Source organism: Couchioplanes caeruleus, assembly GCF_023499255.1.
Taxonomy (GTDB): domain Bacteria; phylum Actinomycetota; class Actinomycetes; order Mycobacteriales; family Micromonosporaceae; genus Actinoplanes; species Actinoplanes caeruleus_A.
Window position 1 is genome coordinate 6,563,174 of record NZ_CP092183.1, and the last position, 14,283, is coordinate 6,577,456.

The following is a 14,283-nucleotide window of genomic DNA, read 5'->3' on the forward strand; positions in this document are numbered from 1 at the left end:
GGAAACATGGGGGCCGTGACCTCGACGTGGACGGAACCCGAGAACACGCCGCTCGCGCTGCTGCTGCTCGGCCAGGGCACCGACCCGGCCAGTGAGCGCGGCGTCGACTGCCCGGGCGACCTGCCCGCGCCGAGCGACCCCGATCTGGTGGCCCGTGCCACCGCCGCCAAGGCCGCCCTCGGCGACCGCGTCTTCGTGCTGGGTCACCACTATCAGCGCGACGAGGTCATCCAGTTCGCCGACGTCACCGGCGACTCGTTCAAGCTCGCCCGCGAGGCCGCCGCCCGGCCCGACGCCGAGTTCATCGTCTTCTGCGGCGTGCACTTCATGGCCGAGAGCGCCGACATCCTGACCGGTCCCGCGCAGAAGGTCGTGCTCCCCGACCTCGCCGCCGGCTGCTCGATGGCCGACATGGCCGTGCTGGGCCAGGTGGAGGCCGCCTGGGACGAGTTCACCGACCTGGGCATCGCGGGTGACGTCGTCCCCGTGACCTACATGAACAGCTCGGCGGACATCAAGGGCTTCGTCGGGCGCAACGGCGGCGTGGTCTGCACGTCCTCCAACGCCAAGCGCGCGCTGACCTGGGCGTTCGAGCAGGGTCAGAAGGTGTTCTTCCTGCCCGACCAGCACCTGGGCCGCAATACCGCGGTGCTCGAGATGGGCTTCTCCCTCGACGACTGCGTGCTCTACGACCCGCACAAGCCGCACGGCGGGCTCACCCCGCAGCAGCTGCGCGACGCGAAGATGATCCTGTGGCGTGGGCACTGCTCGGTGCACGGCCGCTTCACCATCGACAGCGTCCGCGAGGTGCGCGAGCGGGTTCCCGGGGTCACCGTGCTCGTCCACCCGGAGTGCCGGCACGAGGTCGTCCGCGCCGCCGACCAGGTCGGCTCGACCGAGTACATCATCAAGGCCCTGGACAACGCGCCCGCCGGATCCGCCTGGGCGATCGGCACGGAGCTCAACCTGGTGCGCCGGCTCGCCCTCGCGCACCCGGACAAGCAGATCATGTTCCTGGACCGGACGGTCTGCTACTGCTCCACGATGAACCGCATCGATCTGCCGCACCTCGTGTGGGCGCTCGAGGAGCTCGTGGCGGGGCGCGTGCCGAACCAGATCACCGTCGACGCCGACACGGCGAAGTACGCCCGGGTGGCTCTCGACCAGATGCTCGCCCTGCCGTAGCCCGGCTGCCGCCCCAGCCGCCCACGCTCGACTCGAACCTCCGGTGCCATTACTCTGAGTGAGCAGCGATGCGCCCAGCGCGTCGCTGCTTCTTTTTGTTGGCTTAATCATCAGGGTTTCGTGCCTCGGTGGGCGTTGTGAGATTTCTGCAACGGTCACTCAGGGCTATGCTGCCCGGGCGGCTGCCGCGGGGTTCCCCCACTCGCGAGGCAGCACCCCTACTCGCTCGGGCGCGTCGATGCGCCCCTTTCGGAGGTTGCGTTGACCGACGACGTCCTGGCCGTACACGGCGGTACGCCGCTGCACGGGCAGATCCGGGTCCGTGGCGCCAAGAACCTGGTTTCCAAGGCCATGGTGGCCGCCCTGCTGGGCGAGACACCGAGCCGCCTCTTCGACGTGCCGCGCATCCGCGACGTGGAGGTCGTCCGCGGGCTGCTCGGCCTGCACGGCGTGAAGGTGTCCGACGGCGCCGACGAGGGCGAACTCGTCATGGACCCCACGAACGTGGAGAGCGCCAGCAGCGACCAGATCAACGTGCACGCCGGCTCGTCGCGGATCCCGATCCTGCTCTGCGGGCCGCTGCTGCACCGGCTCGGGCACGCGTTCATCCCCGACCTGGGCGGCTGCCACATCGGCCCGCGCCCGATCGACTTCCACATCCAGGCGCTGCGCCAGTTCGGCGCGATCGTCGACAAGACCCCCGAGGGCATGCACCTGACCGCGCCCAACGGGCTGCACGGGACGAAGCTCGAGCTGCCGTACCCGAGCGTCGGCGCCACCGAGCAGGTGCTGCTCACGGCCGTCCGCGCCGAGGGCGTCACCGAGCTGCGCAACGCGGCGATCGAGCCGGAGATCATCGACCTCATCTGCGTGCTGCAGAAGATGGGCGCGATCATCACCGTGCACACCGACCGGGTCATCGAGGTCCTCGGCGTCCCCCGCCTGCACGGCTACCACCACAAGCCCATCCCCGACCGCATCGAGGCCGCCAGCTGGGCCGCCGCCGCGCTCGCCACCCGCGGCGAGATCGAGGTGCTCGGCGCCCAGCAGGCCGACATGATGACGTTCCTCAACGTCTTCCGCTCGATCGGCGGCCAGTTCGAGATCACCGACGCCCGCGTGGGGCGCCCGGGGGTCGGCACGGTCGAGGGCGGCATCAAGTTCTGGCACCCGGGCGGCGAACTGCAGGCCGTCGCGCTGGAGACCGACGTCCACCCCGGCTTCATGACCGACTGGCAGCAGCCCCTGGTGGTCGCCCTGACCCAGGCCCACGGCCTGTCGATCATGCACGAGACGGTGTACGAGCAGCGCCTGGGCTACACCGAGGCGCTGAACTCGATGGGCGCCACGATCCAGGTGTACCGCGACTGCCTCGGCGGCACCCCCTGCCGCTTCGGCCGCCGCAACTTCAAGCACTCCGCGGTCATCGCCGGCCCGAGCAAGCTGCACGCCGCCGACCTGGTCATCCCGGACCTGCGCGCCGGCTTCAGCCACCTCATCGCGGCGCTGGCGGCCGAGGGCACGTCCCGGGTCTACGGCGTCGACCTGATCAACCGCGGCTACGAGGACTTCGAGGGCAAGCTCGCCGCGCTGGGCGCGCACGTCGAGCGCATCTGATCATCCGTACGCCCCGGCCGCGCCGCCCGTCCACAGGGATGGGCGGCGCGGTTTCAGGTTTGGTGCGGCTCTTGGCTACGCTGCTGGGGTGTCCTCGCTGTTTCGTCGCAAGTCCCCCGATCTGGTCGCCGACGCCACCGCCACGGTGACGCCCGAGCCGGACACCACGCCGCGCCCCAAGGGCTACACGCCGTCGAAGAAGGAGCTCGGCAAGGAGACGCCGAAACGGCAGAGCTCCCAACGCCGGCCCGGAGCGGTGGCCGCCCCGGCCAACCGCCGCGAGGCGTACAAGCAGATGCGCGAACGCCAGCGCACCGAACGCGCCGAGGCCTCCGAAGGCATGCGCTCCGGCGACGAGCGCTACCTGCTCGCCCGCGACCGAGGCCCGGAACGCCGCCTGGTCCGCGACATCGTCGACTCCCGCCGCACGGCCGGCACCTGGTTCTTCGTCGGCGCGATCATCGTCTTCATCGGCTCCACGGGCCGGATGCCCTACCAGGTCCAGCTCGCGGCCAACCTGCTCTGGGCGATCCTCGCCCTCAGCGTGATCGTCGACAGCATCCTGATCTCGCGCCGGATCAAGAAGCTGGTCACGCAGAAGTACCCGAACACGACCCAGCGAATGGGCTCGCTGTACATGTACGGCATCATGCGCGCGCTGACGTTCCGGCGGATGCGGGTGCCGAAGCCGCAGGTGGAGCTCGGCACCAAGATCTGAGCCCACCGGGCTGCCGGGCCGCACCACGGGGCCGGCCGGACCACCCAGCCAGGCGGTCGGGCAAGCCGGGCCGCCGCGCTGGACTGCGAGCCGGGCTGAGCAGCCGAGCCGGGCTGGGCCACCGGGGCTGGGGCCGGGTCGGGGCCGGGTCGGGTCGTCCGGGTCCGCGGCCGTTTCGCCGGGGCGGCGGTGGCTACGGCCGGCCGGGCACGCGGGTCACGGGATGCCGGCCAGGCGGAGCAGGGCCGCTGTGGCCGCGGCAGCCACGACCACCAGGACGAACGGTGCCCGGCGCCAGGCCAGGAGCGCGCCCACCGCGACGCCGGCCGGGCGGGCCGCTCCGGCGAACGCCGGGCCCTCCATCAGCGCGGCCGTCATCGCCAGCGCGGCCAGCAGGGTGGTCGCCGCCATCGGCAGCAGGCGCTGGACCGGTTCGGAGAGGACGAGCCGGTCGCCGAGGAGGACCCCGCTGAGCCGCAGCGTGTAGGTGCCCACGCCCAGCACGATGATCGACGCGATCAGCATGATGCCTCCGATCGACGACGCTCCGGCCGAGCGCTCGCCCCACCCGCCGACACTCCAGGCTCGCCGGGCGCGGAAACCGGCGCGGCCGAGGACGTAGGCGCGGAAGCCGGCGCAGCAGCCGTGGCCCGCAGCCGCGGGATGAACAGCACCGACAGACCCAGCAGTGCGCACAGAACCGGCAGCCCGGCCGGCAGTACCGGCGTCGCCAGGACCGCCAGCGCCGCCCCGGCCAGCGCCGCGGCCCGGGTCGTCCGGTCCCGCAGTGACGGCAGGATCAGCGCGATCAGCCCGGCCGGGAACGCCGCGTCCAGGCCGAGGGCCGCGGGGTCGCCCGTGGCGCCGCCGAGCAGGACGCCCAGGGCCGTGCCCGCGTTCCAGGAGGTGAAGAGGGTGACGCCGATGAGCCAGTACGTGCGGCGGCGGCGGGTGGGTTCCGGTTCGCGGAGGGTGAAGGCTACGACCTCGTCGGTCATCAGGTGGCTGCCGATGAGCCGGTCGCGCCGGCGTTCGCCGACGGTGGTGGATACCGCCAGGCCGAACGGGAGGTGGCGGGCATTGAGGAGCAGGCCCGCGATCACGCCCGCGAGCGGGTTGCCGGCAGCGATCAGGCCGACCGCGAGGAACTGGGCGCCGCCCGCGAACACCACCGTCGACATGGCGAACGGGACCCACGTCGGGAGGCCGTACGCGATGGTGATGGCCCCGAACGAGGCTCCTACCGCGACCATTGCGGCGGCGATGGCGGCTGCGTCGCGGAGGAGCGCGCGGTCCACTGTTCGTTTTCGCGTACGCATGGTTCAGAATAATGAACGCCCACCGTGCCGTTCGTCAAACCGAACGAACCGACCGACGGAGTGAACATGTCGCAGCCCGCTCCCCCGCTCGCCACGATCGCCGCCGCCCTGCGCCGCGAGCGGGAACGGGTGGGGATCTCGCTCGCCGAGCTGGCGCGCCGGGCCGGGCTGGCCAAGTCGACGTTGTCCCAGCTGGAGAACGGCACGGGAAACCCCAGCATCGAGACGCTCTGGTCGCTCGGCGTCGCGCTCGGTGTGCCGTTCAGCCGGCTGGTCGAACCGCCCGCTCCGGTCGTACGCGTGATCCGGGCCGCCGACACGCCCCGCCTGCGGGCCGACCATGCCGACTTCGCGGCGAGCCTGCTCGCCGCCGGGTCGTCGCACACCCGGCGCGACCTGTACGTCATGGAGCTGGAGCCGGGCCAGCCACGCGAGGCGGAAGCGCACATCCCGGGCAGCGTGGAACACGTGGTGGTCGCCGCGGGGCGGCTCCGTACGGGCCCGACGGGCGAGTTCGTCGACCTGGGCCCCGGCGACTACGTGGCGTTCCCCGGCGACGTCCCGCACCACTACGAGGCGCTCGAGCCCGGCACGTGGGCCGTGCTGGTCATGGAACACCGCTAGGGGGCGCGGTACAGCCTCGCCACCACGTCCTCGATGCCGGGCTCGACGAGCGACAGGTCCCGCATCGACGCCACGGCCGCGAGCTCCGCGACGACCGCGCCCGCCGCCGATGACGACAGCAGGTCGAACGACGCCCGGTGGCCGTCCGCCTCGAGCGACACCAGGTCGGCTCCCGCCACGGCGAACCCGGGTGGGAGCGGCGTGTCCAGGTCCACCACGAGTCGGCGGCGGGAACCGTACCGGTCGTGCAGGGCCTCGATCGTGCCGTCGTGCACCACCCGGCCGTGATCGATCACCACGAGCCGGCGGCACAGCCGTTCGATGTCGGCCAGGTCGTGGGTGGTCAGCACGAGCGTCACGTCCCCCGTCGCGCCCAGCTCGGCGAGGAACGAACGCACCGCCTGCTTGCTCACCACGTCGAGGCCGATCGTGGGCTCGTCGAGGAACAGCACCGACGGCCCGTGCAGCAGGGCGGCGGTCAGCTCGCCACGCATCCGCTGGCCCAGCGACAGCTGCCGTACCGGGGTGTCCAGGAACTCGTCCAGGTCCAGCAGCGACCGGCAGCGCCGCAGCCGGGCGGCGTGCGCGCCGGCCGGCACCCGGTAGATGTGCCGCAGCAGGGCGAACGAGTCCCGCAGCGGCAGATCCCACCAGAGCTGCGAACGCTGCCCGAACACCACGCCGATCGTCAGCGCCAGGCGGGTGCGCTGCGGCACCGGCGCCAGCCCGCACACCGACACCTCACCCGACGACGGCGTGAGGACGCCCGTGAGCATCTTCAGCGTCGTGGACTTGCCGGCGCCGTTCGGCCCGATGTAGCCGACCATCTCGCCCGCCTCCACGGTCAGGTCGATGCCCGCCACGGCCGCCACCGACCGTTTCTCGCGGCGCAGCCGGCCCGTGCGGACCCGTACCGTGAAGTCCTTGCGCAGCCCGCGCATCGTGATCACGCTCATGAGCCCGTACTCCTGTAGTGCCTGATGCCGGCCCGCCACACGACGGCGGCGGTGCCGGCCGCGACCAGCGCGACCAGCGGGGAGAGGAAGCCCGCCCCGGCGGGCAGACCGAGCGGGTCGGCGCGGTTCAGCAGCGCCAGCGCCGGCTGGTAGGCCACGAAACCGAAGCCCATGCCGTACGCGAAGACCGCGCGGAACCAGCCCTCGAAGACGGGTACGGGGTACGCCGTGAAGTCCCGTCCGCCGTACGTGAAGGCGCTGCCCACCTCCCCGGACTCCACCCACCAGAACGCGAGGCTCGCGCTGGCCACGAAGATCGCGCCGAAGAACACCGCACCGGACAGCGGGGCGATCACGACCAGCGCCGCCCGCGCCGGCGTCCAGTCGACGTGGTTGAGGCGCAGCGCGGTGATCAGCACGGCGACCGCCACGGCCACGCGCAGCCCCTTGCGCAACGGCATGTCCATCAGCACCAGCTGCGGCAGCGCGCCGAGCGGGCGGGTCAGCACGGCGTCCATCGCGCCCGTGCGCACGTACGTCTTCAGCCGGTCGATGTTGCCCACCACGAGGTCGGCGGTGGCGAACCCGCACGACGACAGGCTCACCACGAGCAGACCCTCGCGCAGGGTGAAGCCGGCCACCGTACGGGTCGCGCCGAACAGCACGAGCACGGCGACGACGTCCAGCACCGCGCCGAGGATGTTCGTGGCGAGGTCCACCGCGAACGACGCCCGGTAGGACGCCAGCGACCGCCACTGACCGACGAACAGCGCCCCGTACGCCCGCAGTTCACCCACCCTGGGCCACCAGGCGCTTCTCGGCGCGGCGCTGCACCACGGCGGCCAGAACGAGCAGGGCGGCGGCCCAGAGCGCCTGCAGGCCCACGAGCGCCGCCTGCACCGGCGCGGGATCGCGTTCGACCAGCACGTCCGCAGGGGTCTGGAGCAGGCCGGGGAACGGCGTACCGACCCAGAGCGCGACCGCCAGCCAGTCCGGCAGGAACCGCAGCGGGAAGTACAGCCCGGCGAGCACGCCCGCGGACAGCACCCACAGCGTGATCGGGCCTCGGGCGTCGTGCAGCCAGTACGCCGTGGCGTTCACCAGGAACCGCAGCCCGAAACTGCCGATCACGGCGAGCAGCACGGACAGCGCGAACAACGGGACCGTGAACCAGCGGCTGGGGGCGTACAGGTCGAAGAAAGGCGCTCCCACGGCGAGCGGCGGCAGGAAGCGGAAGATCATCGCGTGCGCGGCCCGCCCCAGGTCCGGCGCCAGATACCCGACCACCGGGGGTACGGGGCGCAGCAGGTCGGCGGCCACGTCGCCGGACCGGATCCGGTCGGCGAGCTCGGTCCAGCCCCACAACGACACTACGGTGAGCAATCCCTGCCCCACCCACACGAACGTGGCCAGCTGCTCGGCGTCATACCCGGCCGCGCGCCCACCGGCCGCGCCGGCCGCGACGGCGAGCAACACGTAACACCGCAGGAACCCGAAGACGGTGTTGGTGAACGATCCGGCTATCGTCGCCTGCCGGTAGGTTGCGTACCTCCGGAAACCCGACCATGAAAGCGCACCGAACGTAGTGACGCGGCCCCGGAACGGACGATCAGGAGAGATCCCAGGCACCCTGGCGTCGAGCCCGTTCACGCCGCTAATCTCCTTCCACAACCCCCGCAGCGGAGCCGGGCGACTGTACCCGGTGCCCCGCCCTGCCACCGAGCAATTTCCGACAAGGTGGATCGTCGTGACGCAGCGTAGTCAGGCATCGGGCAGCCTCCTGGTTGCCGGATGAACGGCTGGAGCTCACAGCTCGGCGCCGGCGGCTGGGACGACGAGCCCGCCTGGGTGTACGAGATCACCTGGGAATGGGAACCGCTGCCGGGCCAGCGCTACCCCGGCGACCCGGGCCGCCGCCGGGCCGTCCACCAACCGGTGTACGACGCCTCCGTCGCGGCCGAAGCGGCAGCGGCATGGGACGCGGACTTCCGGGCCATCGCCCAGGCCTCGGCGCCACCCGCCCACCACGTCTCTCCGACCTCGGCGCCGCCCGCTCACCACCTCTCCCCGGCTTCTGCCCCGCCCGCCCGTCCCATTTCCCCGGCGGCGGGCCGTGCGACCGTGGGGCGGCCGCCGCAGCCCCCGCCGTCGTGGAACGGGCCGGAGGACTCCCCTGCACCCACCCGCCCGGCAGCGACTCCCCCGCCCCCGCCGGCACCGCGGCGGGCCGAGCCGTCGTGGAACCGCCCGGTCCCGCTTCCCGACCGCCTCCCCGAGAACGACCCCCGCCAGGCCCGCCCGGCCCCGGGCCTGCGCCGGCCACCCGGCCCACCGGAGAGCCAGCGCCCCGGCCGCGAACCGTCCCCCGCGCCGCGCCAACCGGCCCCCGACGATCAGTTCCACGGCCCGCGCCAGACGCCGTACCGCTCGGCGCCTCCGCCTCCGTCTCAGCCCCAGCCGACCCCGCGCCCGGACGCCCGCTACCCGGCGCCCCGCCCGGTACCGCCGGATCCGCGGTGGGCGGCGCCGGTCGACCCCCGCCCCGCGACCCCGGAGCCTTGGGCGCCGCCGCGCTCGGCGCCGCCGTCACCGGCCCCGGATGCCTGGTCTCCCCCGGCTGCGGCCGGCCGCTCACGACCGGAATCCGCACCTCCCGCGTCCGCACCTCCGGTGGTTTTCGGACCTCCCGGGGCTTCTGCACCTCCGGCGGCTTCTGCATCTCCCGCTGGAGACGGGTGGTCGCGGCCGCGCTCCGCGGACCATGCGGCGGAGGGTTGGCGTCGGCCGGAGTCGGCCCCTCACCCCGGCGCCGGTTGGTCGCGGCCCGATTCCGCACCTCCGGCGACGGACGGCCGGTCGCGGCCCGAGCCCACGCCCCCCACGGCGGACGGCTGGTCGCGTGGGCGCCCTGGGACGTCGGCGGCGGACATGTGGGCGGCGCGCTCGATGCCGGGCGAACCGAGTCCGGGCCAGCACCCTCCCGCCCCGGAGCCGCGAATCACTCCGCCGTACGAGGGCCGGCAGGCCGCGTCGTACACGCCTCCGACGGATCCTCGGCTGGCTGCGCCGTACCCGGAGGCTTCGCCGTACGCGGGGCGCGAGGCGTCGCCTTATGCTGCGCGTCGGCCGGATCCGTACGCGCCGCAGGGTGATACGCGGCCGTCCTCGGACCCGCGCCGGGGCGCCGAGGCTGGGCGGCGGGCCGGTGCGCCGTACGACATGCCGGAGCCGCCGCGGCGTGGCGCCCACAGCCTGGAACCGCCGACGGATCCCCGCTTCCCGGCGCCGCTGCAGACGCCGGCCCCGCCCCGCGCCCCGGAACCAGCCCCGGTCCGGCAGGAACGCGAACCGGCCGGACCGGAGACGACCCAGCCGATCGTGCCGTCGGCCGGGTGGGTGGCGGCAGCGCCCGCGACCGCGCCGGCCCAGGTACGCCCGGTCCCACCTGTCCAGCCGGTCCAGCCGGTGCCGACCGCTCGGCCCATTCCGACCACGCCGCCTGTCTCGGCCGCGCCGCCTCCGACTGCGCCGCACGTCTCGCCCGCGCCGCCGGCCGCGGCGTCGGCGTCGGCAGCGCCGTCCGTCTCGGCCGCGCCGCCTCCGACCGCGCCCCCGGTGTCCGCAGCGCCGTCCGTCTCGGCCGCGCCGCCTCCGACCGCGCCCCCGGTGTCCGCAGCGCCGGCTCCGACCGCGCCGCCGGCTCCGACTGCGCCCCCCGTGTCGCCGGCGCCGCCGGCTTCGGCGCCACCGCTCGCTGCCCGGCAGCCGGAACCGCCGGTGGTGCGACCCGTGTCGGCCCATCCGGCACCGCCTGTGGCGCGTCCTGTATCGGGAACGCCGGTGTCCTATCGAGTGTCGCCGCCGACGCCGGCTTACGAGCCGCAGCAGGCCCCGACCACACCGGAACCTGTCGTGGCCGCGCCCGAACCCGCCGCCGCCGCGCCCGAACCCGTCGTGGCCGCGCCCGAACCCGCCGCCGCCGCGCCCGAACCCGTCGTGGCCGCGCCGGGACCCGTCGCCCCTGCAGCCGGAACTGCCGCCACCGCACCGGAACCTGTCGTGGCTACGCCCGCGCCTGTATCCGCCGCGCCGGACGCAGCCATGGCCACGCCGGAACCGGTCACTGTCGTGCCCGAGTCGGTTGTGACGGACGCGGCTGGCCCGGACCCGGTTGTGACGGACGTGGCTCCCTCGGAGCCGGCCGTAGCGGATGAGGCTCTGCCGGAGCCGGTCGTGGTGGACATGGCCGCGCCGGCCCAGGCGGAGACCGCCGGATCGACCTCCCCCGAAGCGACCACTTCCGATCCGGACAACGAGTCACCGGTCGCCGGCCCGGCAGGGACCGGCGACGGCACTTCTTCGCCGGAACCGGACGACGCAGAAGCCGGGGAAGCCACCACAGCCGCGAGCAGCGTGGCGGTTGTCGAGCGGCCCGCCGACGAGACCCCGGGGGCCGACGCCGAGCCGAGCGAACCGGCGGACGACGACGGCCGGGCCGAGCCGGGTGACCAGCCCGAGGCCGAGGTCGTGATTGACGTGCCGGTCGCCGTGGTGGACGCCGGCGGTGAGGTCGTCGAAGCCGAAGTCGTCGAAACCGACGCCGAGGCCGGGGTCGTCGCGGAACCGGTCGCCGTCGAGGTCGCTCCGGCCGTCGCCGATGTGCCCGCGGCCGCGGAGCCGCCCGTCGATGCCGAGATCATCGACGTCCCGGCGGGCGAGGATGCCGCCCCTCAGGAGGGGACCCGCGAACAGCAGCAGGCCGGCCAAGAGCACGGCGGCCAGGACAACGCCGACCGGGAGGACGCCGGCCGGGTAGAGGCCGGCGAGGAGGACGCCACCCCTGGGCAGGCCGCGCGCGATGGGCAGCACGAGCCGAACGACGGGCAGGCGCCGCAGGTGGCCGGCGTGGACAGTGAGCCGGCAGGCGGCGGCCTCGGGTGGTTGTTGTCGATGAGCGGCCTGGGTGCGGTCACGGCCGATCCGGACTCGATTCCGGTGTCCCCCGCCGAGGCGCCCGTCAGCGCCGCGCCCGCCCCGGAGCCGGTCAGCGCCGCGCCGGTCCGGACCGACTGGTTCTCCCCCTCCGCGGAGAACCAGATCGTGACCCCTCGCGAGACGAAGGACGACTCCGCCGGCGCCGGCGCCGCGACGGGCGAGACGGAGACCATCGAGGACCGGCCGGCCGGCAACGAAGCCGCGGCAGAAAGCGAGCCGGCGGACCCCGACGAGCCGCAAGACCAACGCGAGCCGCAAGAGCAGGCCGAGACCGAAGACCACACCGAGCCGCAAGAGCAGAGCGACCCCGCAGACCAAGGCCAAGAGGCAGAACAAAGCGAGCCGGCGGAAGGCCCCACCACAGCCGTACAGGCGGCGACCGAGCCGGTCCAGGCAGCGAACCCGGACCGTACGGAGCAAGCCGTACGCGCCCCGAGCATGCAGCTGCCCACCCTTTCCGTCCCGCCGCCCCCGGAGCCCGAGCTCGAGCCCGTACCCGCCCTGCCCGACCCGGAACAGCTGCTGTCCGCGTACCCGTGGGACGTTGATCCCGTCACCCTGCGCGAGACGGTGGCCGAGCCGGACCGGTTGCGGGCGTTGCGGGATCGGCTGACCGACCGGGTGGAGTACGCCGAGCGCGACTCCGTGCGGGCGCGGTTGCTGAGTCTGCGGGCGGTGGTGAGCCGGCTGCTCGGGGAGTACGGCCGGGCGCTCGCCGACGGGCGGGAGGCGTTGCGGCATGCCGAGGCCACCGGTGAGCTGGTGCAGGTCGCCGTCGTGCAGGCCCGGCTGGCTCAGGTGCAGCAGTGGCGGGGTGATTTCGCCGAGGCCGACCGGTTGTACGAGGAGGCCAACTCCGTCGAGCTGCCCGGGCGGTTGCGGGCCGAGATGCACGTCAACGCCGGGAAGTCCTGTTATGAGCAGGGGCGGTATCTGGAGGCGTGCAATCATTTCGAGCTCGCGTTGGAGCTGCGGCGGGTCGAGGATCCCGATCTTGTCGCGCGGACCGAGGCGGCGCTCGATGCGGTGATGGCCCGGGTGCAGGAGGCCGGGTGGGGTCCTTACCCGCGGTCGCGGGAGGAGATTCTGCAGCAGAGCCGTCCGCCGCAGCCGGCTTCCGACTACGAGACCGGCCTCGTCGGGTACGCCGACAGCAACGGTGACGTGGTCATCGCGGAGTCGTTCGCCGACGCCCAGCCGTTCTCCGAGGGCGCCGCCTGGGTACGTCGCCCGCACGCCGCCGCGTGGGAGCTGATCGACGAGACCGGGGCGCTGCTGATCGACGAGTCGTCGGCGTACCTGCAGGCCCTGCCGTTCTCGGACGGCCTGGCGTGGGTGTCGCGCGATCCTGCCGGCGGGTGGTTCGCGGTGGACTGGCACAACCGGGTGATCGTGCCGGGCGGATTCGACGACGTACGGCCGTTCCGGCGGGGTGTGGCCCCCGTGCGGCGCGGCGGCTGGGGCGCGATCGACCGGCACGGGCGGGTCGTGGTGCACCCGAAGTACCGGGCGTTCGCGACCGAGCTCAGCGCCGGCGGGCCGGTGGACGGGTTCACCGAGGAGGGGCTGGCCGTCGTGGACGCCGGCGACCGGTTCGGGGTGGTGGACCGTACGGGTCAGCTGCGGGTGCAGCCGGTGCACGCGCGGCTGCTGATCCACCCGGCGGCGTTCCTCGTCGGTGACCGGGACGGGCGCTGGGGCGCGCTGGACCGCGACGGCGAGCCGCTCGTCGGCGTCACGTACCGCGATCCGGCCGAGGTGGTTCAGGAGATCGAGCGGCTGATCCCGGACGACAGGCCGGTTCTGTAAGGAGCGGGTAGGGTCGGCGGTCATGGAGTTCCGTCACCTCGGCCGTTCCGGTCTCATGATCAGCGAGATCGCGTACGGCAACTGGATCACCCATGGTTCCCAGGTCGAGGAGGAGGCCGCCGCCGCGTGCGTGCGGGCCGCCCTCGACGTGGGGATCACCACCTTCGACACCGCAGACGCGTACGCCGGCACCGCCGCCGAGGAGGTGCTGGGGCGGGCGCTCAAGGGTGAGCGCCGGGAGGGCCTCGAGGTCTTCACCAAGGTGTACTGGCCCACCGGCCCCGGCCCGAACGACCGCAGCCTGTCCCGCAAGCACGTGATGGAGTCGATCAACGGGTCGCTGCGCCGGCTGCAGATGGACTATGTCGACCTGTACCAGGCGCACCGCTTCGACCATTCGACGCCGCTCGAGGAGACGATGGAGGCGTTCGCCGACATCGTGCACTCCGGCAAGGCGCTCTACATCGGCGTCTCGGAGTGGACGGCCGAGCAGATCCGCGCCGGCCACCGGCTCGCCCGGGAGCTGAAGATCCCGCTCGTGTCCAACCAGCCGCAGTACTCGATGCTGTGGCGGGTCATCGAGGCCGAGGTCGTGCCGGCCTGCGAGGAGCTGGGGCTGGGCCAGGTCGTGTTCTCGCCGATCGCGCAGGGCGTGCTGACCGGCAAGTACGAGCCGGGCAAGCAGCCGCCGGCGGGTTCGCGCGCCACCGACGACAAGTCGGGCGCCCAGTTCATCCAGCGCCTGATGACCGACGAGGTGCTGACCACCGTGCAGAAGCTCAAGCCGCTCGCCGAGCAGGCCGGCCTGTCGATGGCTCAGCTCGCGGTCGCCTGGGTGCTGCAGAACAGCAACGTGTCCGCCGCGATCATCGGCGCGTCCCGGCCGGAGCAGGTGCACGACAACGCCAAGGCTTCCGGCGTACGCCTGGAGGCGGACCTGATGGCGGCGATCGACGAGGCGGTCGGCGGCATCGCCGAGCGGGATCCGAAGAAGACGGTCAGCCCGGAACGCCGGCCCTGACGAACGGCGCGTGGCCCTGCCCGGCGGGCGGGGCCACGC

General features: G+C 73.4%; 11 protein-coding genes. 6 read left to right on the plus strand and 5 right to left on the minus strand.

The genetic code is table 11. The annotated features are described in order from the left end of the window. The first annotated feature begins 15 nt into the window (after nt 1-15). From nadA to COUCH_RS30315, 3 genes are all read left to right on the plus strand, one after another. Nucleotides 16-1,185 carry a quinolinate synthase NadA gene (nadA, locus tag COUCH_RS30305; protein WP_249608615.1) on the plus strand — a complete coding sequence of 390 codons (1,170 nt, stop codon included), beginning with the start codon at nt 16-18 and terminating at the stop codon, nt 1,183-1,185. A 261-nt stretch (nt 1,186-1,446) separates the two neighbouring features. Next, nucleotides 1,447-2,802: a UDP-N-acetylglucosamine 1-carboxyvinyltransferase gene (gene murA / locus COUCH_RS30310; RefSeq protein WP_249608616.1), complete on the plus strand. Its 1,356-nt coding sequence runs from the start codon at nt 1,447-1,449 to the stop codon at nt 2,800-2,802. Between the two features lie 88 nt (nt 2,803-2,890). Then, entirely contained in the window at nt 2,891-3,520 is a 630-nt protein-coding gene (locus COUCH_RS30315) for a DUF3043 domain-containing protein (RefSeq protein ID WP_249608617.1), read from the plus strand. A gap of 216 nt (nt 3,521-3,736) precedes the next feature. On the opposite strand, the gene COUCH_RS30320 is transcribed toward COUCH_RS30315, so the two are convergent. After that, complete coding sequence (locus COUCH_RS30320; protein WP_249608618.1) at nt 3,737-4,045, minus strand: AzlD domain-containing protein; 309 nt, start codon at nt 4,043-4,045, stop codon at nt 3,737-3,739. Next, on the minus strand, nt 4,039-4,839 hold the full coding sequence (locus tag COUCH_RS30325; protein WP_249608619.1) for an AzlC family ABC transporter permease: 801 nt from the start codon (nt 4,837-4,839) through the stop codon (nt 4,039-4,041). The genes COUCH_RS30320 and COUCH_RS30325 overlap by 7 nt, the downstream gene beginning before the upstream one ends. Before the next feature lie 66 nt (nt 4,840-4,905). On the opposite strand from COUCH_RS30325, the gene COUCH_RS30330 reads away from it, so the two are divergent. Beyond that, nucleotides 4,906-5,463 carry a helix-turn-helix domain-containing protein gene (locus tag COUCH_RS30330; protein WP_249608620.1) on the plus strand — a complete coding sequence of 186 codons (558 nt, stop codon included), beginning with the start codon at nt 4,906-4,908 and terminating at the stop codon, nt 5,461-5,463. On the opposite strand, the gene COUCH_RS30335 is transcribed toward COUCH_RS30330, so the two are convergent. From COUCH_RS30335 to COUCH_RS30345, 3 genes are read right to left on the minus strand one after another with little or no spacing between them, the layout of a single operon-like run. Continuing rightward, the gene (locus tag COUCH_RS30335) at nt 5,460-6,419 is read right to left on the minus strand and encodes an ABC transporter ATP-binding protein (RefSeq protein ID WP_249608621.1); all 960 of its coding nucleotides are present in this window, start codon (nt 6,417-6,419) and stop codon (nt 5,460-5,462) included. The two genes, COUCH_RS30330 and COUCH_RS30335, sit on opposite strands and share 4 nt — an antisense overlap. Next, complete coding sequence (locus tag COUCH_RS30340; RefSeq protein ID WP_249608622.1) at nt 6,416-7,216, minus strand: ABC transporter permease; 801 nt, start codon at nt 7,214-7,216, stop codon at nt 6,416-6,418. The genes COUCH_RS30335 and COUCH_RS30340 overlap by 4 nt, the downstream gene beginning before the upstream one ends. Beyond that, the gene (locus tag COUCH_RS30345; RefSeq protein WP_249608623.1) at nt 7,209-7,895 is read right to left on the minus strand and encodes an ABC transporter permease; all 687 of its coding nucleotides are present in this window, start codon (nt 7,893-7,895) and stop codon (nt 7,209-7,211) included. The genes COUCH_RS30340 and COUCH_RS30345 overlap by 8 nt, the downstream gene beginning before the upstream one ends. 2,766 nt (nt 7,896-10,661) lie before the next feature. On the opposite strand from COUCH_RS30345, the gene COUCH_RS30355 reads away from it, so the two are divergent. Both COUCH_RS30355 and COUCH_RS30360 read left to right on the plus strand, forming a co-directional pair. Continuing rightward, nucleotides 10,662-13,223: a WG repeat-containing protein gene (locus COUCH_RS30355; RefSeq protein ID WP_346016014.1), complete on the plus strand. Its 2,562-nt coding sequence runs from the start codon at nt 10,662-10,664 to the stop codon at nt 13,221-13,223. A 22-nt stretch (nt 13,224-13,245) separates the two neighbouring features. Continuing rightward, nucleotides 13,246-14,244 (plus strand): aldo/keto reductase family protein, encoded by a 999-nt coding sequence (locus tag COUCH_RS30360; RefSeq protein WP_249608624.1) that lies wholly within the window; start codon nt 13,246-13,248, stop codon nt 14,242-14,244. Nucleotides 14,245-14,283 lie beyond the last annotated feature (39 nt).